The following is a 24662-nucleotide window of genomic DNA, read 5'->3' as shown; positions in this document are numbered from 1 at the left end:
GAAGCCAACAAAAGCAGCGCTTGAAGTGGAAATGGAATCACTTCAATTCCATGCAGAACTTATCAATCTTCTCCGGCGGGGCAATCGGATAATCGCCGGTATAGCAGGCCAGGCAGAAGCACTCTTTAGGCAGGCCGGTGGCTTTGACCATACCTTCCACAGTCAGGTAGTGCAGTGAATCCAGACCGATAAATTCGGCGATGGCTTTTTCGTTTTCCTTTTTGGTGGCAATCAATTCGCCTTTGGAGGAAAAGTCAATGCCATAGGGACAGGGAAACAGGGTGGGAGGGCAGCTGATGACCATGTGGAGCTCCTTGATGCCTATGCCATGAAGGTGCTGCACGCGGTTGCGACTTGTCGTGCCGCGGATAATGGAATCCTCGACAATCATGACTTTCTTGCCTTCCAGAAGCGGCTTGACCGGATTGAGTTTCACGCGTACGGCAAAGTCGCGCATCGGCTGCGTCGGCTGAATGAAGGTTCGCCCCACATAATGATTGCGGATCATCCCCATCTCAAAGGGAACACCGCTTTCTTCCGCATAACCGATGGCGGCATAACTTCCGGAATCCGGAAACGGCATCACCAGGTCGACATCCGGACAATATTCCCGCGCCAGCTCATGACCCAGGCGCTTGCGGCACAGATAGACATTCTGGCCGAAAATCTGGCTGTCGGGCCTGGCAAAGTAAATCAGCTCAAAAACACAGTGGCAATGCTTCATGACCGGAAAAGGCTTCAGGCTCTTGCAACCCGTGGCGTCAATGATGATAATTTCGCCGGGCTCCACATCGCGGATATATTCGGCGCCGACCAGATCAAATGCGCAGGTTTCGGAAGCAACCACCCAACCGCCGTTGAGTTTGCCCAGCGCCAGCGGCCGGAAGCCGCGCGGATCACGGGCGGCGACAATTTTATCGCGGGTCAGCATGACGAGGCTGTATGCGCCTTCGATCTGTTGCAGCGCAATGGAAAGGGCCTTCTCCAACCCTCTCTTCAAATGAGGCGCCATTAAATGGATAATGACTTCGCTGTCCATCGTGGATTGAAAAATCGACCCCCGGCTTTCCAGTTCGGACCGCAGGGATTGAGCGTTCACAATGTTTCCGTTGTGGCCCAGCGCGTAATACTCTTCGCCGACGTGCACGAGAAATGGCTGGGCATTGGAAATCGTGGATGAACCGGTGGTGGAGTAACGGACATGGCCGATGGCCAACGAACCGGGAAGCTTCTGTAAAATGGATTCCTTAAATACGCCGGAGGCAAGCCCCATGCCTTTATGTTCGGAGACGTTACAGCCGTCGGACACGACAATACCCGCGGATTCCTGACCGCGGTGCTGCAAGGCAAAAAGACCAAAGTAGGTTACACGCGATGCGTCTTCATGTCCGTAAATGGCAAATACGCCGCACTCTTCGCGGGGACGGCCGGATTCATTCAGGGATTCTTCAAATTCTGTCATATAGACTCTCTTTAGATTAAATGGTTTATTTCGCCCGCCATGGACAAAAGGAACGTTCTATTTCCTGTAATATTCCTGCAGAGAACAAACCTGCCAGTCCTCACGAATCATGGCTTTGGCCGCTTCGGAGAGCGCCCGCGCGCCGGCCAGCGTGGTTGTGTAAAGGATGTTATACGTCAGAGCGCCACGACGGATATGATAAGCGTCGCGCGACGACTTGCGCCCGACACTGGTGTTGATGACCATCTGGATATCGCCGTTTTTAATATAATCGACGATATGTGGCCGGCCTTCGCTGACCTTATTGATGATGGCTGCTTCGATACCGTGTTTTTTCAAGTGATTGGCCGTTCCGGCCGTTGCCAGGATTTTAAAACCGAGTTGTTCAAAGGACCTGGCGACATCCACAATCCTGTCTTTATAATGATCATGAACGCTGATAAAGATAGACCCCGACTTCGGCATTTTGAAGCCTGCCGCCATCTGCGATTTGGCAAACGCCAGACCGAATGATTGATCGATCCCCATCACTTCGCCTGTAGATTTCATTTCCGGCCCCAGCAGAATATCCACTTCGGGAAAACGGTTAAAGGGAAAGACGGCTTCTTTAACGGAAACATGTTTGGGTTTGATAGTTTGGGTAAAACCAAGTTCCTGCAGACTTTTGCCCAGCATGACTTTGGTGGCGATTTTTGCCAGCGGCACACCGATGGCCTTACTGACAAACGGGACGGTGCGTGACGCCCGCGGGTTGACTTCCAGCACATACAGCACATTGTCTTTAATGGCATACTGAATATTCATGAGGCCGATAACCCCAAGCTCGGCGGCCAGCATTTTCGTCTGTTTTTCAATGAGCGCAAGCAATGAGTCGGAAAGCGTAAGCGACGGTAAAATGCAGGCACTGTCGCCGGAATGAATACCCGCTTCCTCGATATGCTCCATGATGCCGGCCACGACTGTCGTCTTGCCGTCACTGATGGCGTCCACATCAACTTCCACGGCATCTTCCAGAAACTTGTCGATCAGGATCGGATGGCCGGGGGAAACCAGCAGCGCCTTGGCCATAAACGACCGCAGGGTTTCCGGATCATAGACAATTTCCATGGAGCGCCCGCCCAGTACGTAGGATGGTCGCACCAGCACCGGATAACCGATCCGGGAGGCGGCAACCAGCGCTTTTTCCACATCCATTGCCGTATCATTATCCGGTTGATTGAGATTCAGTTTATGAACAATTTCCTGGAACCGGTCGCGGTTTTCGGCCCGGTCGATGGCATCAGGCGAGGTTCCGATAATCGGCATGCCGGCCGCTTCCAGACCCCGTGCCAGATTAAGCGGCGTCTGACCGCCAAACTGCACAATCACGCCATCGGGTTTTTCCGTCTGGAGGATATGTAAAACATCTTCCAGCGTCACCGGCTCGAAAAAAAGTTTATCGGATGTATCGTAGTCCGTGCTGACCGTTTCAGGATTGGAGTTGATCATGATGCTCTCTATGCCCTCTTCGCGAAGGGCAAACGAAGCATGAACACAGCAGTAGTCAAATTCAATTCCCTGACCGATGCGGTTGGGTCCGCCGCCGATAATCGCCACCTTTTTCTTCGTGGAAGGCCTGGTTTCATTTTCCGTTTCATAGGTGGAATAGTAATAAGGCGTATAGGCTTCAAACTCCGCCGCACAGGTATCCACCAGTTTATAAACCGGCAGAATATTTTCTTTCCCGCGCCAATCGCGGATTTCCTGTTCCGTCTTATGCCAGAACGCACCCAGCGCACGGTCGGAAAATCCCATCTGTTTGGCGGCGCGCAAAAGTTCCGCGGTAGGCTCCGCTGTTTTTAATTCCTCCTCAGCATCCAGGATATCTTTGATCTGGTGCAAAAACCAGGGATCGACTTTGGTAATATCATAAACCTCTTCCACCGTCATGCCGGAAGCCAGCGCCGCACCAATGTAAAAAAGCCTCAGCGAGTTGGGCTTGACGAGTTTGCTCTGGAGCAGTGTCTTCCTTTCCTCCGGATCGGCAGGCAAATCCTGGCCAAACCCAAACCGGCCGATTTCGAGCGATCGGATGGCTTTTTGCAGGGATTCCTTGAACGTGCGTCCGATCGCCATGGTTTCACCGACCGATTTCATGGAGGTCGTGAGGAAATCTTCGGTTTCCGGAAATTTTTCAAACGTCCAGCGCGGGATTTTCGTCACAACATAATCGATCGTGGGTTCAAAGGACGCCATCGTTTCGCGGGTGATGTCGTTGGGAATTTCGTCCAGCGTGTAACCCACCGCCAGTTTGGCGGCGATTTTGGCAATCGGAAAGCCCGTCGCCTTGGACGCCAGCGCCGATGAGCGCGATACACGCGGATTCATTTCCACGACGATCATTTCGCCTGTCCGGGGGTGGATGGCAAACTGGACGTTGGAACCGCCCGTCTCCACTCCGATTTCCCGCATGATGGCAATGGAAGCGTCGCGCATGATCTGGTATTCGCGATCGGTCAGAGTCTGCGCCGGGGCGACCGTAATCGACTCGCCGGTGTGCACGCCCATCGCGTCGAAGTTTTCAATGGAACAGATGATGACAACATTGTCGGCGCGGTCGCGCATCACTTCCAGTTCGTATTCTTTCCAGCCCAGAACGGATTCTTCGATCATGACCTCGGAAATCATGCTGGCGTCCAGTCCGGTCTTGGCAATGGCCATCAGTTCTTCCCGGTTATACGCCACGCCGCTGCCGGTGCCTCCCAGCGTGAAGGATGCCCGGATGATAATCGGAAAGCCGATGTCTTCGGCAATTTTGAGCACGTCCTGCATGTTGCGGGCAAAACCGCTTCTGGGCATCCTCAAGCCGATTTTTTCGATGGCATGGCGGAATTTTTCGCGGTCTTCGGCTTTGTGAATCACGTCAAGAGACGCGCCGATCATCTCCACATTGTATTTTTCAAGCACACCGGACTCCGCCAGCGCCACCGCCGTATTGAGACCGGTCTGGCCCCCCAGCGTGGGTAAAAGCGCGTCCGGGCGTTCGCGGGCAATGACTTTCTCTACCGCTTCCGGCGTGATCGGTTCGATATACGTGCGGTCGGCCATTTCCGGGTCGGTCATGATCGTGGCCGGATTCGAGTTAATCAGGACGACTTCATACCCTTCTTCGCGCAGAGCCTTGCAGGCTTGCGTGCCGGAATAGTCGAACTCACAGGCCTGGCTGATAATGATCGGCCCGGACCCGATGAGCAGTATTTTTTTTATGTCAGTTCGCTTCGGCACTTAATTTACTTACTCCCACTCGATCGTGCTGGGCGGTTTGGAGCTGATGTCATAGACCACGCGGTTGATGCCGCGCACTTCGTTAATGATGCGGGTCGAGACGCGCGCCAGCAGATCCTGCGGCAGTCTTGCCCAGTCCGCCGTCATGGCATCGTCGCTCTGGACGGCGCGGATCGCCGCAATATTTTCATAGGTGCGCTGATCGCCCATAATGCCGACGCTTTTGAGCGGCAGCAGGATAACAAACGACTGCCAGAGCTTGTAATAGAGATGGGCGGCGCGGATTTCTTCGATCAGAATCGTATCGGCTTTACGCAGGACCGACAGCCGCTGCGCGTTCACGTCACCAATAATGCGGATCGCCAGACCCGGCCCGGGGAAAGGCTGACGCCAGACGACATCATCGGCCAGTCCCAGTTCTTTTCCCAGAAGCCGCACTTCATCCTTGAACAAATGTTTAAGCGGTTCGACCAGTTTCAAATTCATTTTCCTGGGCAGGCCGCCCACGTTGTGATGCGACTTGATGACAGCGCTGGGGCCGCCAAAAGCGGAGCGGGATTCAATCAGATCCGGATAAAGCGTGCCCTGGGCCAGAAATTTTACGTTTTTAATTTTACGCGCTTCCGCGTCAAATACTTCAATAAAGGTGCGGCCAATGATTTTGCGTTTCTTTTCGGGGTCCGTCACCCCTTTTAATCTTTGAAGAAACAGTTTTCCGGAACGGGCAAAACGCAGGTTAATCTGGAGATGCTTCTTAAACATTTCGATGACGCGCTGGGCCTCGCCTTCCCTGAGCACGCCGTTGTCCACAAAAACACAGGTGAGCTGACGGCCGATGGCCTTGTGCAGAAGCACAGCCGCGACTGACGAATCGACGCCGCCGGAAAGCCCGAGAATGACTTTTTCCGATCCCACCTGCTGGCGGATTTCTTCAATCGCATAATGGACAAAAGATTTCATCGACCAGGATTTTTTGCAGCGGCAGACGGCAAACAGGAAATTGGCCAGTATTTTTTTACCGGCTTCAGTATGAACCACTTCGGGGTGGAATTGCAGGCCGTAAAAATTCCTTTGGACATCTTCGGCGGCCGCAACCGGCGTATTGGATGTAAAAGCGGTAATGGTAAAACCTTCCGGTAACGTACCGATAGAGTCGCCGTGGCTCATCCAGCACTGCGTTTTTTTATTAACGCCGGCGAACATACCTTTTTGTTTTTTGACGTTGAGCTCGGCAAAGCCGTATTCACGCTTGGTCGAGCCGATGACTTTGCCGCCCAGTGAATCGATCATGTATTGCAGGCCGTAACAGATTCCCAGCACGGGAATACCGAGTTTGAAAATGCCTTTGTCCACGCGCGGCGCGCCTTTGGAATAAATGCTGGCCGGGCCGCCGGAGAGAATAATGCCTTCCGGCGCAAGCGCCTTGATGGCCGCCAGGGTAATATCCGGCGGTTCGATCTGGCAGTAAACATGATGTTCGCGTACACGCCTCGCGATAAGCTGGTTATACTGTGAACCGAAATCAATAATCAGAATCACTTTGCCTTCCCCTTTTCTTTTTTCATGATGTCTACAAACTGCGAAAACAGATATTCGGTATCGCGCGGCCCGGGCGATGCTTCGGGATGATACTGCACGCTCATCGCACCGGAAAGCTTGAGACCTTCGGAGGTCGCGTCGTTTAAATTGATGAAGGTTTTGCTTGCATTGTTTTCGACCGATTCCGGTACGACGACAAAACCATGATTCTGTGAGGTAATTTCCACCCGGCCCGTTTCCAGATTCTGGACAGGTTGATTGATGCCGTGATGGCCGAACTTAAGCTTGCAGGTCCTGCCGCCAATGGCCTGACCGATGATCTGATGACCCAGGCAGATGCCAAAAACCGGAACCTTGCCGATAACATCCCGGGCGGCATCGACAATATAAGGAAGAGCCGCCGGATCTCCGGGACCGTTGGAGAGCAAAATTCCGTCAGGCTGATACGCCAGAATCTCGCGGCCTGTGGTGAAAGCAGGGACTACGACAACTTCACAGCCGTTTTGCTCCAGTAATCTTAATATGTTGTATTTAACGCCGCAGTCCAGAACAACAACGCGCATTTTTTTAGCCGTTTTCCCGGCGGGAATTTTTCCTCGGGAAGGCGCGCCTTTTTTCCAGATGTACGGCTTTTGGCAGCAAACTTCCCGCACCAGATCACGCCCGACAAGCCCTGGATAATCCCTCACTTTTTCCAGCAATTCGGCGACATTTTCCGTTTGGGTGGAAATAATCCCCTTCATGGAACCGGACAGACGCAGGCGGCGCGTCAGAGCGCGTGTGTCGATACCGGTGAGTCCGATTTTGCCGGAATCTTCGAGAAATGATTTCAAGCTTTTTTTCATCCGCCAGTTGCTGGGGTTTGGCTGATATTCCTTGACGATAAATCCTTCCAGATGAAGGGCCGCCGATTCCATGTCTTCGTCATTAATGCCGTAGTTGCCGACCAGCGGATAGGTCATAGCGACGATCTGGCCTTTATAGGAAGGATCGGTAATCACTTCCTGATAGCCGGTCATCCCCGTATTGAAGACAACTTCCCCCAGTGTTTCGCCCGCACCTGCAAAGGCAAAACCATCAAAAACGCTGCCGTCTTCCAGGACCAGCAGGGCTTTATGATCTTTTCTTAACAAGGGCATTTAACTTTACTCTCCAAATACTTAGGGGCTTTTTACCAGATCAGTCGACACATTTCGGAAATCAGGAAACCGGTGACGGTTTTTTTAACATTCTTTGGTTCTTTCTCTCTCTTGAAGGCAGAGGCTTCTATCCTTTTTTTTTCTTTCCGTCAATCAATAAACATCCAATTGCAGGGAACGGTTAAAGGAATGAATAACCGTTCCCTGCAATTTCATCAGCAGATAAACAACATTTCCCAGAACTTCGGCAGAGGCCAGGTTTCGTCGTCGACGAGATTTTCCAGAGCATCCACATATTCGCGAAGTTCATCCATCTTCGGTTTGACTTTCGATCCCAGCATTTCCGCTTTTTTGGGCTCGTCATGTATGGCGGCCGCGGCATCCACCTTAGCCTGAATATCTTTGTTGGTCGTATAGATATTATTGATCAGATCAAGGATCTTCTTTAAAAGCTCCGTCTGGGACGACACCACTGCGGAGGAACCCAGAACTTCTTTAGTATCGACAATCGCCTTCGCCAGCTTCTTTTGATAAGCCATGGCGGCCGGAAGAACCTGAGTCAAACAAATGTTGTTTAAGCAGTTGACTTCGATTTCCAGATCTTTAATGTAGCGTTCCACATGAATCAGGTAGCGCGATTTAAGCTCCTCGTTGGAAAGCACTTCGTATTTTTCAAAAAGCTTTAATGACTTATCGGTAACGAGCGCTTTCAACGCGCTGGGCGTTGTCTTTTCATTGGGCAGGCCCCTCTTTTTCGCCTCGGCTTCCCACTCCTTCGTGTAGTTGTCGCCGTTAAACAGAATCGGTTTGATATATTTGATTTCACTCTTTAATACTTCGAAGACGGCCTGATTGATGTTCTTGGCGCCTTTGGCTGCTATTTTTGCGGCCAGTTCATCCAGGCTTTCGGCAACGATCGTGTTGATCACCAGCGACGGAGAGGCGATATTTTGTGACGACCCGACGGCGCGGAACTCGAATTTGTTGCCGGTAAAGGCAAAGGGCGATGTCCGGTTGCGGTCGGTATTATCTTTACTGACCTGGGGCAGGGAAGAAATACCCAGATCGATAATTTCCTCTTTCGTCGCCTTGTTGACGGTGCCTTTTTCGATATTGTCGAGGATTTGCGTCAGCTGTTCACCCAGAAAAACTGAGATGATGGCCGGCGGGGCTTCATTGGCGCCCAGGCGGTGATCATTGCCGTAAGAAGCGACAGCCGCCCGCAGAATATCCGCGTGCTTGTAGACGGCGCGGACAGTGGCCACCAGGAAAACCAGAAACTGAATGCTGTCCTGCGGCGTCTTGCCGGGATTCAGCAAATTATTATCATTGTTATCGGACAGAGACCAGTTGACATGCTTTCCTGATCCGTTGATTTTGGCAAAGGGTTTTTCGTGCAGGAGAGCGGCCAGCCGATGCTTTTTGGCAACGTATTTGAGCGTGTCCATGACCAGCTGGTTGTGGTCCACGGCCAGGTTGGCCTCCTCATAGACGGGGGCGATTTCATACTGGCTGGGCGCGACTTCGTTGTGACGCGTCTTGGCCGGTATGCCGAGCTTGAAGAGCTCTTCCTCGACATCATGCATATAGGAAGAAATTCTTTCCTTGATGCTGCCGAAATACTGATCTTCCAGTTCCTGCCCTTTGGCCGGAGGCGCGCCGACAACGGTTCGGCCGCCCAGCACCAGGTCCTGACGTTTGTAATAATAATCCATGTCAATCAGGAAATATTCCTGCTCGGGTCCGAGATTGGAATGAACTTTTTTCACGCCCTTGGCGCCAAGCAGCTTAAGCATGCCCACCGCGCTCTTATTTAAGGCGCGGATCGAACGCAGCAGCGGCGTTTTCTTGTCCAGGACCTGCCCGGTATAGGAAATGAAGGCTGTTGGAATGCACAGGGTTGTGGAAATGCCGTTTCTCTTGATAAAAGCCGGCGAAGACATATCCCACGCCGTGTAGCCCCGCGCTTCAAAAGTCGCCCGGATGCCGCCGGAGGGGAAACTCGATGCATCCGGTTCGCCCTGCACCAGCTGTTTTCCGGAAAACCGCTCAACAACAACACCGGGGCCCGCGGGATCGGCAAAAGCGTCATGTTTTTCAGCGGTAATCCCGGTCATCGGCTGAAACCAATGGGCGAAATGCGTCGCGCCCTTTTCAATAGCCCATTCCTTCATGGCATGCGCAACAATGTTGGCTGTTTCGGCATCCAGCATTTTATCTTCGTTAATCGCTTCCATTAATTTTTTAAAGGTATCTTTGGGAAGCTTTTCCTTCATCACCTGGTGATTAAAGGTATCTTCGCCGAAGTATTCCGAAACGGGAACAAACTTTTCCTTTTCGATAACGTATTGTCTTTCCGCCGCAAGAATTGGTGTTGTTTTTTTCATAATTTATCCATCCTTAATTTAATAAAATAATTGTTTATTCTAAAGGTGCATTCGCCACGATTTCCCAAACGCCGGTCGGGCACGCCCCGGCGCAGAAACCGCAGCCGATACAGCGTTCGCTGTCCACGATATACTCAAAATCACCCTGCGCCGTCTGTGACCGGGAAATGGCTTTCCGGGGGCAGATTTCCTCGCACATGCCACAGTCCCGGCAGGCGCCGCAGGACGCGCAGTTGGTTGCGCAGGACTTTGTATCGGCAAATTCGCCGATACGGGGGTCAAAATACTGGAGTTTGACCCGTTCATAATTAATGGCCGGAAGCCGGTCGTACGTTTCGGCCGCGCCTCTCAGAAGATCGTCAATCGTGCGGGCGGCAATGCGTCCCGCACCGATGGCATCGGTCAGCAGCCCGGGACGGACGGCATCACCGATCGCGTAGACCTGAGGATCGCTCGTGGCGTATGTTGCGTCCACCACGACAAAACCTCTTTCCGTCGTAATACCTTCCGGCAGGAAGGATAAATCAGGCAGATCACCCACGGCAACTATGACCGTGTCCGCCGGCAGCATTTCTCCATCGGTCAGTTCCACGCCTTTGTCCGTCACCGCCTTCGTGAAGCGCGGCCAGAGAAACTTTGCGCCGGCCGCTTCGGCATGCTTTCTTTCCACACCAAAGGATGCCGGTTCCTGCACGTCAATCAGCGTCACGCTTTTCGCGCCCATACGGAAAGCCTCCGTCGCCGCGTCACAGCCCACATTGCCGGCTCCGATAACAATGACTCTCTTCCCGACTTTGGCGCAGTCAAGTTTGCTTTGCTGAAGAAACTCCAAAGCGGTCAGAGTTTTCTCCATGCCGGGGATATTCAATTTACGAGGTTGCACCGCCCCTGCCGCAATAACAATATAATCATTTTCATTTTTCAGCTTCAGAAACCGGTCTTTCGTCAGGGACTTTCCCATATGGATTTTCCGGACGTTTTTGGCAAGTCTCTCGATTTCATGCTCCACGACATCGCCGGGAATGCGGCTTTTGGGAATCGAATCGGTGATCTTACCGCCGAGCTGTTTTTTGCTCTCGATGATGACCGCTTCATGGCCTTTCAACCACAGCTGCCAGGCGACGGAAAGTCCCGAAGCTCCGCCGCCGATAACGGCAACTTTTTTACCCGTTTCCGGAAGACGCGCGGGCGTTTTAGCCGAAAGGGATGCCTTGCCCAGCAGCGTGACATCGACTGCCTGAAGACTTACCAGATGGCGCGTGCAGTTCTGCATGCAGAGGTTGGGGCACAAATAACCGCAAACGGTCGCGGGAAACGGCGTGTATTGCAGCGCCAGGTCAACCGCTTCTTCAATTTTGCCGTTGCGGATGAGTTCCCATCTTTTCTGCACGGGAATTCCGGTCGGACAGGCCGCCTGACAAGGGGGCAGATATTTTTCGTTGGCCCACACCGGAACAAAGCGACGCAGATCGCCTGTCTCGACAAGCCCGATCGGAGAGCGGTCAAGACTGGACAGATCGCCAATGACGCCGCCTTTGCCCAATTCGTTTTCCCAGACCTCCGCGCGGTATCCGGCCATGGGCCTGACCGCGCGCGCCAGTTTCTCGGAAGGCTTGCGCGCCACCAGCAACTGCCATTCGTCACGCTTCGACGTTAACTGTTCAAACAGATATTGTTTTCCAGTGGCCTGCAAAAACCGCTTCATATTCGTTTGCAGCCATTGCCATTCGTCTTCGGGAAGATCGGCAAGCAATTTTGCATCGGCCTTGCTGTAGATGTCCTGACGGCCGCGGAAAAAGATTTTACCGCCCACCATGCCGACGCAGGGGCGATAGCCCAGCACATCGGCATCATCCTCAGCGCCTACGCCGCAAACGACGGCAATGCCTCCCGCCATGAATTCGGCAAAAGAATCCCCAACTTTTCCAAATACCCAGAGCTCGGGCGGTTCGAAACGGGGGTTGTGCTTGGTCATGGTCATGCCGCGCGCGCCGATGTCGCCGTCGATATAAACCTTTCCCTGCGCCATGGCGTTGGCCACGCCGTTGGTCGCGTTGCCGTGAACAATAATTTCCGCTCCCGCGTTCAGCCAGCCGACATCGTCGGAGGCCGGACCGAACACCTCAATCACCGTATTGGCAAAACCCATGGAACCCAGGCGCTGACCTGCGGTGCCCAATACAGCCACCTTGATCGGCTGATCGCCGGCGCGCCAGAGACGTCCGCCGATGCCGTGTTGACCGTAAGCGGTCACTTCGATTTGCCGATACCCGTCAACCGCCGCCTTTTGAATGCGCTCTTCCAGAATCCGTGATTCGACGCGGATATTGTTTTCTTCACCGGCAATTTTAATTGAATCTTTTTTCGTCATGACTCTTTCCCGTTTTTCTAATTACAAAACATATTTTATATTGAGGCGCGAAGCCGCATCTGCATCATTAATGCCCAGCGCATCCGACATGCCGATCGGCAGCGACGTCGAACGGCCCAGCGGAGCAACAATTTTCTTTAATTCCGTGTCAAAACTTACATACAGATCAACCACCCTCTGCGCAACTTTCTCCGGATCAAGCCTTCGATCCAGACGCGGGTCCTGCGAGGTAATGCCTTTGGGGCACACCCCAATGTTGCAGATATTGCAGCGGTCGGATTCCGACCCCAGGCAGCCGGCAGCCGCCTGCATGATATATTTCCCGGTCTGCACACCGCTTGCGCCCAGCATAATCAAGGCGGCGGCATTAGCGGCCAGATTGCCGTTTTTACCGATGCCGCCGCCGGCGAAAAGGGGAATCTCATTTTGCTTGCCCAGTTTAACCAGTGTTAAATACGCATCGCGCAGATTGCTGGCGATGGGATGTCCCATATGATCCATCGACACGTTGTAAGCCGCGCCCGTACCGCCATCTTCACCATCGATGGCTAAACCGGCGGCGTACGGATTTCTTGTTAAGTTGTTGAGGACGGCCATCGCCGTGCTGGTCGCGGATATTTTCGGATATACCGGCACACGGAAGCCCCAGGCCATGGACATGGACTGGATCATCTTGGCCACCGCTTCTTCAATCGAATACTTGGTCTGATGGGTCGGCGGGCTGGGCAGACTGATGCCCTGCGGTACGCCGCGGATTGCGGCGATCAGCTTGTTGACCTTGTACCACATCAGCAATCCGCCGTCGCCGGGTTTCGCGCCCTGGCCGTATTTAATTTCAATCGCACACGGGTCTTCCTTCATGAGCGGCAGATTATGGATAATTTCATCCCAGCCGAAATAACCGCTGGCGATCTGTAAAATAACATATTTAAGGAAACGCGATTTCAAAAGCCGCGGCGGGCAGCCGCCTTCGCCGGTGCACACACGAACCGGCATGCCCAGCTCTTCATTCAGATAAGCGACGCCCATTTGCAGGCCTTCCCACATGTTGGGGGACAGCGCGCCAAAAGACATGCTGCCGATAACGAGCGGATAAATTTCACGCACCGGCGGCATCCAGCCGTTTTCCCGGCTGACTTTCAGCATTTCTTCCGGCGGCAATACCCTGCCCAGCAGGGTGCGCAGTTCAAATTCATGGCGTCCCGCGTCGAGGGCCGGGTCGGTTAACATCGAAATGCGGACAAACTTGATTTTATCCAGCACGCTGTCGGGATTGTTTCTGCGGCCGCCGCGCCTGCGGGGCTCGCCGCCCTGATTGACATGAAAACGCAGCTTGTCGATTTCATCAGCATGCGCAGGCGCAATCGCGCCGTTAGGACAGACCATCGTGCACATTCCGCAGCCGACGCAGGCATGGGCGGGATCCGTGCGCTGGTCAATGCCGTGATAAATTGAAAAAAGATTCCCGGGCTTGGTTTCCAGGCCGACGGGTACCTGCAACGTGCGTTTGCGATGCACGCCCAGTTCAATGGCCCGGACCGGGCACACCGTTGTGCAGCTGCCGCAAAGCGTGCACTTTTCCTTGCTCCAGCAGATCTGCCAGGGCAGGTCTTTGGTGCTTAGTGAAGATGGGGTAATGCGTCCCATTGATTCCATTTTTCTATCTCCTGCCGCTCTCGGCGGACTATAACAGTTTCATATCTCATCGGCTGGTCATCCAGATTGATGTCGCGCTCCGGAATAGCCGCGTCCAGTCCGCACATTTCCGATGAAAACGCGAAGATGCCGGGACGGCCACCCACAACACCGGGGCGCAGCTTTTTGGAATCCTGGACCATGAACATGGTCTTGTCCGGCAGACAGCCGATCACGCAGTTCGGACCGTCAATAATTAAAGGACGACAGCTCTGTTTTAAATTGCGAAGCAGTTTACCGTCGGGATGTCTGGTCAATTCATCATCCTTGAGCGGCGTAATAATATGTTTATACATTTCCATGCCCAGACCGAGCTTGTTTTGCGTGTAATGCAGGATGTGCGTGAACACCTCCGAGTCGGACTGATAACCGGCATAACCGGGGAAATTGCGGGACATCAGAAATTCGCGGATCGGCACAAACGCGGTATTCTCGCCGTTGGTCATCGTCGACATGCCTTGAATAAAGAACGGATGGCAGGCGTAGATATCAATCGAGTAGTTCGTGTTCTGTCGTCCCTGGCTCAGAATGGTGCGCGCCGAGAGATCCTTGCGGTCCAAACCCAGATACTCGGCCACGGTTAAGGGATCGCCCACTTCCTTGATCATGATGACATCCGGCCAGAAGCTGAAAATCAGCATTGATTTGTCTTTCTGCCCCATTTCCCGAAGCTGCAACTGCACCATCATCAGACGGAACTGAAGTTCCTCCTGGCTCAGGCCTTCCCATTCGGCAGGATATTCATAAACACGGATCACATAATTATCTCTCTTCGGCGTTCCCGGAGGAGTCTGTTTTGAAGGACGAAACGACAGCTTGTATTTCACCATGAAATCCAGATCGATCATAAAACGATCCAAAGCCTTAATGCCTTCATTGGAAAAGATACCGGAAAGAATGGGCTCGTTTTTGAATTTTTCGAATTCGCCGCCCAAATCCGTCAGAAACAATCCCACGCCGGAACCGTCATGCCCTTCTTTCATCACATTAAGAGCATTGATCGCCATCATCGGCGACAACGGATTGTTGCTGGTTACTGCAAACAAACGACACATAAAAATTTTTCCTTCCTGAGACGTTGCCTGCCTGATTATCAGGCGGCGGAATCGTAATTGCCAGAGTCATGCCATAGCCGGCCGGCAAACAATATTGCATCCCTTACCATACATTTTTATCTTACCCGGGTTCTGCCTCTTTACCCTGCCATCCCCGCCAAGCAATAACCATGGCAAACATCCGCCGTATTGTCGGCTAGTTACTTAAGCCCCTTGTCACCCGTTACCCGCCCGGTTCTGAACGCATCTGGCCTGAAAAAATCAGGTAACAGCTACTCTGGTTATTGAAAGCATCCGGCATCAGTTAATAAAAAAGAACATTTTTGTTATTTTCATTAAATGTGAAACATTTTTGTACTAATTCCGTCCACCACTCCTCCCGCGAACGTCACAGCGTTGAATACAAATCGGACAAAAACGTTGATCATTGACCGGAATCTTTATCTATTTTGCGGAAATGCTTCGGGTCAATGCCCATTTTCGATATTTTGTACTGGATAATGCGCTTGGTCGTGCCCAGCATTTTAGCCGCCTTGGTCTGATTGCCGCCCGCTTCCTCCAGCGCATTGATGATCAGCGACCGCTCCTGCGCTTCGACGACCGAAGAGAGCTTGCTCCGATCCTTGCGGTCCGTTATCTTTTCCTTGATTTGCAGAGACGGCGGCAAGTGGATGCAGTCCACAAGATCCGTCTTGGTCAGCAACACCGCCCGTTCCATGCAGTTTTCCAGCTCGCGGACATTCCCCGGCCATTTGTGGGATAAGAAAACTTCAATGGCCGCGGTGGATATCCTTTTAACGTTTTTGCCCATTTCTTTATTGTACTTCAGCAGAAAATGGTCGGCCAGGAGAATCACGTCACTGCCCCGCTCGCGCAAGGGCGGCAAATAAATGGGGAAAACGTTCAGACGGTAGAACAGATCCGCGCGAAAACGGTCGGATAAAATATCCTGCTCCAGATTTCTGTTCGTTGCCGCAATAATTCTCACATTAACGTTGATAACCCTTGAAGACCCCAGCGGTTGAAATCTCTTTTCCTGCAACACGCGCAAGAGTTTGACCTGAGCGGCGGCGGAGAGCTCTCCCACTTCATCCAGAAAGATCGTGCCGCCGTTGGCTTCTTCAAAACGTCCCCGCCTTGTCTGCAGCGCACCGGTGAATGCCCCTTTTTCATGGCCGAACAATTCACTTTCAATAAGCGTATCAGGGATGGCCGCGCAGTTGACCTGCACCAGCGGTCCGCCATGACGCGGAGAATTTTTATGAATGGCCCGGGCGATCAGTTCCTTCCCCGTGCCGGTCTCTCCCGTAATCAGCACCGTGGTATTGGAATCGGCCACTTGCGCCACCAGACCGAAGACTTCCTGAATGGCTTTGGAATGGCCGATAATCTCCATTGACGGCGCGCGCTCGGAGCCGACAATCTTACGCAGGCGTTTGTTTTCTTCCTCCAGCGCGCGGATATGCACGGCTTTGGCCATCAGTTCAGCCACCGCGGAAAGCATCGCCAGTTCCTTGTCCAGATTTTCCACCTGCTGGGCAATCTTATCTGCGGACAAAACGCCGACAACACGCGCGTCATACATAATCGGAACACATAAAAAAGACAGTTCGGCGCGGTTCAGATGACGGCGGGCGCCCGTGCGATCCAGAAAGTGCGTTTCCTGCCCGAGATTGGCCACAGCCATCGGACGGCCGGTTTCCGCCACTTTACCCGTTATGCCCTCCCCCGGTTTATAGGTGACTTCGAGACCATCGATGTTTACGTCGTGGGCAATATCCAGCCATGCTTCTTTTTTATCGCGATCCAGAAGCGAAATCATACCGCGCTGCATTCCCAGACGGGAGCTCATTTCGTTGAGAACCTGCTCAAGCTGATCCCGTAAATCTCCCGGCTGTGCCAGAATTTTCGCAATAGCGTGCAGGGTCGCTAATTCTTCGTAACTGTGAATACTCACGTTGTCGTTTCCTCGGATGGAGTTGGTTAATCTTTATGCCTGACTATCTTTACCGTCATTATGGAACAAAATTGTTCTAATGACAATCATTATTTTGTTCTTCTGGCCATACATACGCAAATATCAAACCAGTTTGGAACAACATTGTAAAAAAATGCACAGCTTTTCTTCACCGGACAGAAACACTGTCCGCAGAATTGGCATCTCACGGTATGAGGGAAAGCAATAAAGTATTATTGATAATGAAGCCGGTTATACGGGATATATGGCTGAGGGGCAAGGACTCGAACCTCAATTCACAGGGCCAGAACCTGTTGTCCTACCTTTAGACGACCCCTCAGTACAGAAACTAAACACGGATGGATTGATGACTCTATAATAGAGATGTTATCATCAGAGGATGGTGCCGATTAGTTTTTCATTGCTTTTTAATCCACCTTTTCGCAATCATAATGAGCTAGACGACAAATATCCTGTCTTCACCTGTGGCATCGATATGGGCGCCTTTGACAATGGCTTCAATCGCCGGCTCGACAGAGCCTTCGTTTATGGTTATGTCGAGCCGGATTTTGTTCAGCAAACCGCTTGATCTGCCTGCGCCACGGCAGATCTCCATAACGTTTTTTTGCCGTCCGGACCTCGCGATGCTGGTAACCGTCATCAGATTCACTTCCACGGTCTCCAGTTCCTTTTTAACAGCGTCCAGCCTGTGCGGTTGGATAATAGCGGTGATAAATTTCATAGTTTAGTCCGTCCGCTCCATCACAATCTCGATCTTCTCATCAAATGACCAACGCCATCGCGGTCAAAACTGAGGCTGCATTTCTCAAACATACTCTCATACCTCGTCTGTTTTTTTGCAAGGATAGTGCCGACCCTGCGAATTTTTGATTAGTTGCTGTAATTACAGATGTATTCAAGAATAAATGGGGAAGCGGCTTTGGACAATATTGTATTATTTGCTGAAATAACAAACTAAAATGTGGCAAATCATGCTCTTGTTTCTAATGTCAGGACTTCATAAATAGCTACAATTATGTTCCACAATTCATCAAGCTGCACAAATATGCAATCTTCCGTTTGCCGATAACTCACGTAACAATTTGTATTTAATAGCTATTATATTATGGCAGGGTAATTGCTCTTGTGTAGGATCTTATCTCTAAATGGGAGGAATATAAATATAATGGGTGTTCAAATCAGCGCGGGTGACACAGCCTGGATTTTAGTGTGTTGTTCTCTTGTTCTTTTGATGACGCCGGCTCTGGCGTTTTTTTATGGCGGTATGGTCAGAAGAAAAAATGTTCTTTCGACTTTAACTTTGAGCTATGTTTTCATGTCTCTGATCGGCGTTCAGTGGGTGCTTTACGGCTATTCTCTGTCCTTCGGCCCGACCATCGGCGGATTGATCGGAGGGCTGGATTTCCTGGGCTTTCAGGGGGTCGGAGCCCAGCCGAATGCGGCTTACGCCAAGACCATCCCTCATGAACTTTTTGCCTCCTTTCAGATGATGTTTGCCGTCATTACGCCTGCGTTAATTACGGGCGCCTTTGTGGAGCGAGTAAAATTCAAGAGCTTCCTGCTGTTCAGCCTGCTCTGGGCAACGCTGGTCTATGATCCTCTCTGCCACTGGGTCTGGGGGCAGGGAGGGTGGCTCAAGGAAATGGGCGTCCTCGATTTTGCCGGCGGGACGGTTGTGCATATCGCCGCGGGTTTTTCGGCTTTGGCGTTTGCCCTGGTCATCGGTCCGCGCAAAGGCCATGGCAATGTTTCGATGGAGCCGAACAATATTCCGCTGACGGTCCTGGGAACCGGATTGCTGTGGGTCGGCTGGTTCGGCTTTAATGCAGGCAGCGCCCTTGGCGCAAACGGTGTGGCGGTAAACGCTCTGGTGACGACCAATACCTCCGCGGCCACCGCCGGCCTGGTCTGGATGCTGCTTTCCTGGTTGGACGGCAGACCAAGCACCCTGGGAATTGCGACAGGCATGGTGGTCGGTCTGGCAGCGGTGACGCCCGCCTGCGGTTACATCACGCCTTTGACTGCCATGCTGATCGGAGCGGTAGCCGCGCCCCTTTCCTATTATGCGATGCGTTTCCGGGATCAACGCAAGCTGGATGAATCCCTGGATGTCTGGGCGTGCCACGGCATGGCCAGCACCTGGGGCACCATTGCCACGGGATTATTCGCCACCGTGGCCGTCAACGCCGACGGAGCCAATGGTTTGTTTTTCGGCAACCCCGCCCAGCTCGGCATTCAGCTCATCGCCGTGATTGTCACCATCGTTTTTTCCTTCTCGGTGACCTATGTGCTTGCCAAGGTGCTTCATGTGAGCATCGGATTGCGGGTCACCCCGATTGAAGAAGAAGTGGGGCTGGATATCAGTTCACACGGAGAAAGATCATATTCATAGGCTGCGGATTCTATGCGCGGCCTGGTCTGTATTGAATTTTAATTGGAGATTTTACCATGCTGAAAAAGATCGAAGCGATCATTCGCGAAGATAAAGTAAACGATGTTATCGACGCCCTCAGGGAAATAGGAATTGTGGGCATGAACACGTTTGAAGTGCGGGGCCATGGCCGCCAGGGAGGCGTTCAACTGGTCGGACGCGCCGGAACCTATCAGGTCAACATGCTTCCCAAAATCCAGATGAACATCGTTTTGAACAAACGCAACCTGGATGCAGCGCTGGAGGCAATTCTCAAATCGGCTTATACGGGCGAAACGGGCGACGGTATTATCTTTGTTACGCCTGTTGAGGATGTCATCCGCGTCCGCACGCGCGAGCAGGGTCCGTCAGCCATGATGTATCCCGGTGATATTGATGAAAAGAGGAAAGAGTAATCATCACGTTCTGCTCAGAAAAGTGAGGACATTGTCCATCAGGTGATTTATTGATGTATATTCATCGGGTTTGGCTGACAGGATTTCCTCTTTCGTCTGTATATACTGCGCAGGTATCAATTCATCTCGACCGTTAAAAACTATTTCCTGTAACGCTTTGGGTGTGGTTTCCAGATGAAACTGCAACCCGATAACCGATCTGCCGAGTTGAAATGCCTGGTTGGTGCATCCGTCGCTTTTCGCCAGCCGCGTCGCTCCCGAAGGCAAATCAAATGTGTCCCCATGCCAATGGAAAACGTTTATGGACTGCGGAAAACTAAAAAAAGACGCGTCATCTGATAGCATCCCGTAAATTGGAAACCATCCGATTTCTTTCACGTTATTTCTGTATACGCGGGCTCCTGCCGCGCTGGCGATCAACTGCGCGCCAAGACAAATGCCCAGAACCGCCTTTCCCGAGCCGATGGCTTCGCGAATGAATCGTTTTTCGGAAACGAGCCAGGGAAATGCGACTTCATCATTGACACTCATTGGACCGCCCATCACCACAAGCAGGTCTATCTTTTCCAGATCAGGGAGTCTGGTTGATTCAAAAAACCTGGTACGGGTTATTTCGCACCCGGCCGCTTTCAGCCAGGGTTCGATGCTGCCAAGACCTTCAAACGGAACGTGCTGTAAATAGTGTGCGCGCATATGCCCTTTCCCCTTCAAATTCATATTTTATGTTTTAATATTAACCAAATTATCAGCTAATGCTCAATCAGCCTCTTAAAATTAACATCTGCTCCGACCACTCCACGAACGTTTTTCCGGGCATCACGAAATGCATAGGCAACCGTAAAACAAAAGTCTCCTGTTGCTGTCGAACGGTAAATGTCGGTGGAGTGAATTTCATTATTGTGAATGGCATCCAGATACCAGGGCCGCCTGGACCAATCCCGGTCATAGCCTGCCGGATCGTGCATTACCTTGCCGTCTCGTGAGGTTATGTTATCAACATACTGGCGGCCTCGGCCATCGGTGATATATAACAATTCAAATGAAGGGCATTCGCCCAACCACCTCTCGAAAAGTTTTTCGCAATACTGCCGCTCTCCGATATGTGCATCAAGAAAGGGAAGCATTCGGGCTACTTCGTTTTCCGCCCGCTCGTGAGCGGCGAAACGAAAGGTTCCTAAATCGAGAATAAGGCGTTCGGTATGTCCATTAATTTGATCGCCGAGAAGCTGAAGACATTCGGCACTGCCCAGTTGCTCATTCACAGAATGCACCATACCCTGTATCTGACAGTTAACGGCATCAACTGTATTCTTCTTTATCTCGCCCGCCGCTATATCGCTGCCTGCGACAACAGCAACCTGCATGATGCTCTGTTGCATGCCGTGAATACAATCCGTAATAGCATCCGTCGTATTGCCGGTCCTGTTTGCAAGACGTTGCACCTCATCCACAACGACACCGAAGGCACGGCCATGTTCGCCGGCTCTTGCGGCTTCAATACTGGCATTGATGGAAATAATCCGGGTATGTTGTGCGATGCGTGAAACCGTGCCCAGCGCATTGGCCACATCCCCCGACGAAGCGCGCAATTGCAACACGGCATCATTGAGATCGTTGGTAAATCTCCCCATAACTCCGGATATAACGGCAGCTTGTTCTGCCTGACATCGCGCATGTTTTTCCATTTCAGCAGCCAAACCCGCCAATTGCGGCCCTAAAGACGCCAACTGCAATCCTGCCACGGCAATATTGTCCAAGCGCTGCAACGATTTCCTCCGTCCGCAAGGCATGCTCATCCTTTGTGTTGAAGTTTCAGGACCGGGCATCATTGTATTTATTTTCCCCTCTGGAATTACCTTAACAAATAGTTCATTCCATCGCTTCATAAATTTTCCCTCCTTTGCAAGTTCTTTATGGAAAAAGCGATTCTGCCGGTTGTAAGCAGCAAGAAATATTCATTACTTATTCGTGTCACGAACCAGAAAATCCGTACATAATATGCAAGGGCGGTTTTGATCGCCTTTGAATGAACGACTCAAGGTCACGCAATGATTGCCCGTGGCAAATGATATATAGCGGTCCGTCGTATAATGGCTGATATCCGTATTGATCAATTGATACACGTAGTCCTTGTGCGACAGGTTCTCATTTTTGTTTGTTGCCCGAAAAACCGGATTGATGATTTTACGATCATTTGTTTTCATGACGGTATCCGTTATCTGGATGCCTTCATAGTCGGTAATATAAAGCGCATCAATGGTGTCTGACTCATTTATGAAACTCCGGAGCAGGGCATTCACCTCCTCAAGCGATTTTCCCTGTATTTTTCTGATGAGCCTCCGGACCGTCTTGTGGTACTGTTGATTTTGAATTCGTCTCGTCCTCACGAAATCAATCTGCTTCATCTTGAACATCATCAGAAGATCCTCAAGTTTTCGCTCTTCCTCCTTCGACTCATCACGATTGATGTGCTTTGGCCGGGAGAAAAAATATCCCTGCAACAGATCGGCGCCGTATTCAATACTGCAGAGGACTTCTTCCTGCGTTTCCACACCTTCCGACAGAGTAAGGCAGCCGATGTTTTTGGATAAGTTGGACAGGGATTTAAATATTTCCTGCTTAAAATAGTTTGTCGCCATTCCACTGATGATGGACCGGTCAACCTTGATGATATTTGGCCTGAGTCGGGATATCCGGTCAAAATTGGAGTGGCCCGTTCCCACATCATCAAGAGCAATATTGAAGCCGCAGGCACGGTAGGCATTGACAAATTGCAGCAGAGATTTGTCATCTTCCGTCTTCGATTCCACGATTTCTATGACAATATTGGCAGGAGGAATGCCATGTCTCGCAACCTGATCAAGGAGGTATCCCGATCCTACGATCCTGGAGGATATAAAAGACGTTTCGAGATTAAGAAACAGCAGACGGTTATGCTGGACGCAATGAACGCCGCTGAAACCGGCTAAAACTTTCTCCCGGCAGAGGCGGTCCAGCTCCAGAGTCAAACCATAATCCCGGGCGGCATCAAACAGGACCATTGGCGGAATCATCATCCCCTCTTCTGTTTTACCCCGAATTAAACCCTCGGTCCCGACGATCAAATGATTGCGCGCTGACAAAATTGATTGGAATTCGACAAAGATTTTTTCTTCTGAAATAATATCTTTCAGCATCGAAAGTGAGAGGTTGAAATGATCATTTGTCAATTGAATCTCCTCAAAACATAAGAATCCGGCAAATTCACAAAACGGCAAAAGCAACGATCAAATCATTCCTGCTTCTGCCGGACAAAATTGCCGATCATCCGCATGACTTGGCCGATAAACCGCAATTCCGATGACTTCAGCAGCCGGACGCCATTCGTCAATTTTTGTTTTATACAAGCCAACGCTTTCTTCCCCGGGTCAGGGACTGTATTTTAATCAAAGCGAGAAAAGCCGCTGCAATTTCTTCCTGATAAACTGCAGCGGCTCCGGAACATCAACTCTTAAAATGCGAAACTTAATGTTATTCCGCCGTACAGGAATGAACTACCCCTGTCGGACGGGGCGGACACACCCTGCAGTCCGCGGGCTTTCATCTCATATTTTGCATCGTTGGACAGCGGAAAAACGTAAGTCACAAGCGGCGTGATCGTGATATGCTTAGCCACCGCAACCGGCAGAGAAACCGAGACCGTCGCGTCATGAAAGTTGTTGAACTTTTCCGCCGTTGCCAATGAATCACCATCATATTTCGCGTACGTTGCCGCATCTTCGCTTTTCAGATAGCTTGCGGTTGCCGCCAGTTTCAACCCGATCTTCTCATGCAGGGCAAACGTGTGGGAAACTCCAAGCAGCACATACCACTGATGATAATGATCGATTTCCTTGTAAACCGTCAGTGTGGGCGCCAGAATCGTATCCAGACCCAGAGAGACAAATATTTCCTGAGAATCAAGCGGGTCCGTGGCCCCCGAATAAGGAGCGGCCAGGGCATAGTAAATGTATCCGGCGCCTGCCTGCACTATGCCGAACTTTCGCGAATAGGAAAGGGTAATATCCGTTTCCGTATGCTGAGACGAATAGTTTTGACCCGCTGCGCCGTAGGGACTGGTATCCAGGTTACCCCAGATATTAGCGGTAAAATCCTTATAGCTTGCCGTTAGAGCAGGTTGAATCACCGCACTGTGGCGCGTCATTTCCTGACCTCTCCAGATATAGGCGCTTAAGACACTGGCTGCGACCTCGCCTGTCACCTTTGCTTCTTCCTGTTTTTTCTCTGCCGGTTTGGGTTCTTCCGCCGCCCGGGCCGTCAGCGGAGATGATACCAGGAACATTGCCAGCAAAACCGTTGCTGTTATTGCTTTGAGGTTTCTTTTCATTGTTTTTATTTCTCCTTATGATTTATTCTTATTCGAATTGCGTACAATCGATCTCATATTTATGGATCTTACCCGCCAAAACGCGCTTTGTTGTTCCCAGAATTCGTGCGGCATTCGACTTGTCGCCGTTTGTTCTTCTCAGCGCATGAATGATGACGGCTCTTTCACAGTCGGAAACGCATCGCTCCAACGCATTTTCTTTTACAGATGTTTTGTCGCTGTCCATCACGCGGACCTCAACCAATGGCGCAGCCGCCCCGTTCGCCGGAGCTGATCCGGATGCACTCGGCCAGTTCTACGATAAAGATCTTGCCGTCACCCACCGACCCCGTGTGGGCGCCCTTGACAATGGCGTCAATCGTGGGCTGGACAAAGTCTTCATTGACGGCAATATCCAGTCTTACTTTATTGAGCAGGCCGCCTGCTTCCTTGGCGCCGCGGTAAATTTCGGTGACGCCCTTTTGCCGTCCCTGCCCCAGGACGTTGGCAACGGTCATTAAGTTCACTTCGACGGCTTCCAACTCTTTCTTGACGGCCTCCAGTTTGTGGGGCTGAATGATGGCGATGACTAATTTCATGA

Annotated in this window: 18 protein-coding genes and 1 tRNA gene; 2 read left to right on the top strand and 17 right to left on the bottom strand. The window is 51.5% G+C overall.

The annotated features are described in order from the left end of the window. Window positions 1–37: 37 nt before the first annotated feature. The 11 genes from CVU71_12435 to CVU71_12385 all read right to left on the bottom strand — a co-directional run bounded on the left by CVU71_12435 (window position 38) and on the right by CVU71_12385 (window position 17611). Window positions 38–1462 carry an amidophosphoribosyltransferase gene (locus CVU71_12435; GenBank protein PKN18308.1) on the bottom strand — a complete coding sequence of 475 codons (1425 nt, stop codon included), beginning with the start codon at window positions 1460–1462 and terminating at the stop codon, window positions 38–40. A 57-nt stretch (window positions 1463–1519) separates the two neighbouring features. Next, window positions 1520–4726: a carbamoyl phosphate synthase large subunit gene (gene carB / locus CVU71_12430; GenBank protein PKN18307.1), complete on the bottom strand. Its 3207-nt coding sequence runs from the start codon at window positions 4724–4726 to the stop codon at window positions 1520–1522. A 9-nt stretch (window positions 4727–4735) separates the two neighbouring features. Then, a complete protein-coding gene (gene guaA, locus CVU71_12425; protein ID PKN18306.1) occupies window positions 4736–6265 on the bottom strand; it encodes a GMP synthase (glutamine-hydrolyzing) in 1530 nt (509 codons plus the stop codon). Then, window positions 6262–7404 (bottom strand): carbamoyl phosphate synthase small subunit, encoded by a 1143-nt coding sequence (locus tag CVU71_12420; GenBank protein ID PKN18305.1) that lies wholly within the window; start codon window positions 7402–7404, stop codon window positions 6262–6264. Before CVU71_12420 ends, guaA begins: the two co-directional genes overlap by 4 nt. A gap of 215 nt (window positions 7405–7619) precedes the next feature. Beyond that, window positions 7620–9791, bottom strand: coding sequence for a glutamine synthetase type III (locus CVU71_12415; protein ID PKN18304.1), 2172 nt, complete (start codon window positions 9789–9791; stop codon window positions 7620–7622). A 34-nt stretch (window positions 9792–9825) separates the two neighbouring features. Then, the gene (locus tag CVU71_12410; protein PKN18303.1) at window positions 9826–12162 is read right to left on the bottom strand and encodes a pyridine nucleotide-disulfide oxidoreductase; all 2337 of its coding nucleotides are present in this window, start codon (window positions 12160–12162) and stop codon (window positions 9826–9828) included. 21 nt (window positions 12163–12183) lie between these two features. After that, on the bottom strand, window positions 12184–13818 hold the full coding sequence (locus CVU71_12405) for a glutamate synthase (GenBank protein ID PKN18302.1): 1635 nt from the start codon (window positions 13816–13818) through the stop codon (window positions 12184–12186). Beyond that, entirely contained in the window at window positions 13782–14912 is a 1131-nt protein-coding gene (locus tag CVU71_12400) for a glutamate synthase (GenBank protein PKN18301.1), read from the bottom strand. Before CVU71_12400 ends, CVU71_12405 begins: the two co-directional genes overlap by 37 nt. A gap of 424 nt (window positions 14913–15336) precedes the next feature. Next, complete coding sequence (locus tag CVU71_12395) at window positions 15337–16869, bottom strand: sigma-54-dependent Fis family transcriptional regulator (protein PKN18300.1); 1533 nt, start codon at window positions 16867–16869, stop codon at window positions 15337–15339. A gap of 266 nt (window positions 16870–17135) precedes the next feature. Beyond that, window positions 17136–17209: transfer RNA gene (locus tag CVU71_12390), tRNA-Gln, on the bottom strand. A gap of 117 nt (window positions 17210–17326) precedes the next feature. After that, window positions 17327–17611: a transcriptional regulator gene (locus CVU71_12385; GenBank protein ID PKN18299.1), complete on the bottom strand. Its 285-nt coding sequence runs from the start codon at window positions 17609–17611 to the stop codon at window positions 17327–17329. A 444-nt stretch (window positions 17612–18055) separates the two neighbouring features. Between CVU71_12385 and CVU71_12380 the strand changes: the two genes are divergently transcribed. Both CVU71_12380 and CVU71_12375 read left to right on the top strand, forming a co-directional pair. Beyond that, window positions 18056–19282: an ammonia channel protein gene (locus CVU71_12380; protein ID PKN18298.1), complete on the top strand. Its 1227-nt coding sequence runs from the start codon at window positions 18056–18058 to the stop codon at window positions 19280–19282. A gap of 59 nt (window positions 19283–19341) precedes the next feature. Beyond that, the gene (locus CVU71_12375; protein ID PKN18710.1) at window positions 19342–19716 is read left to right on the top strand and encodes a transcriptional regulator; all 375 of its coding nucleotides are present in this window, start codon (window positions 19342–19344) and stop codon (window positions 19714–19716) included. Between the two features lie 3 nt (window positions 19717–19719). Here CVU71_12375 and CVU71_12370 read toward each other — a convergent pair whose 3' ends face one another. The 6 genes from CVU71_12370 to CVU71_12345 all read right to left on the bottom strand — a co-directional run bounded on the left by CVU71_12370 (window position 19720) and on the right by CVU71_12345 (window position 24660). Beyond that, on the bottom strand, window positions 19720–20409 hold the full coding sequence (locus CVU71_12370) for an amidotransferase (protein ID PKN18297.1): 690 nt from the start codon (window positions 20407–20409) through the stop codon (window positions 19720–19722). 56 nt (window positions 20410–20465) lie between these two features. Next, window positions 20466–21602: a hypothetical protein gene (locus CVU71_12365; protein PKN18296.1), complete on the bottom strand. Its 1137-nt coding sequence runs from the start codon at window positions 21600–21602 to the stop codon at window positions 20466–20468. A gap of 72 nt (window positions 21603–21674) precedes the next feature. Further along, complete coding sequence (locus CVU71_12360) at window positions 21675–22979, bottom strand: hypothetical protein (protein ID PKN18295.1); 1305 nt, start codon at window positions 22977–22979, stop codon at window positions 21675–21677. A gap of 227 nt (window positions 22980–23206) precedes the next feature. Then, complete coding sequence (locus CVU71_12355; protein ID PKN18294.1) at window positions 23207–24082, bottom strand: hypothetical protein; 876 nt, start codon at window positions 24080–24082, stop codon at window positions 23207–23209. 28 nt (window positions 24083–24110) lie between these two features. Then, the gene (locus tag CVU71_12350) at window positions 24111–24326 is read right to left on the bottom strand and encodes a hypothetical protein (protein ID PKN18293.1); all 216 of its coding nucleotides are present in this window, start codon (window positions 24324–24326) and stop codon (window positions 24111–24113) included. After that, on the bottom strand, window positions 24319–24660 hold the full coding sequence (locus CVU71_12345) for a transcriptional regulator (GenBank protein PKN18292.1): 342 nt from the start codon (window positions 24658–24660) through the stop codon (window positions 24319–24321). Before CVU71_12345 ends, CVU71_12350 begins: the two co-directional genes overlap by 8 nt. Window positions 24661–24662: the final 2 nt, after the last annotated feature.

Source organism: Deltaproteobacteria bacterium HGW-Deltaproteobacteria-6 (assembly GCA_002840435.1).
Lineage (GTDB): Bacteria > Desulfobacterota > Syntrophia > Syntrophales > Smithellaceae > UBA8904.
This window is presented reverse-complemented; position numbering and strand designations above follow the sequence as displayed.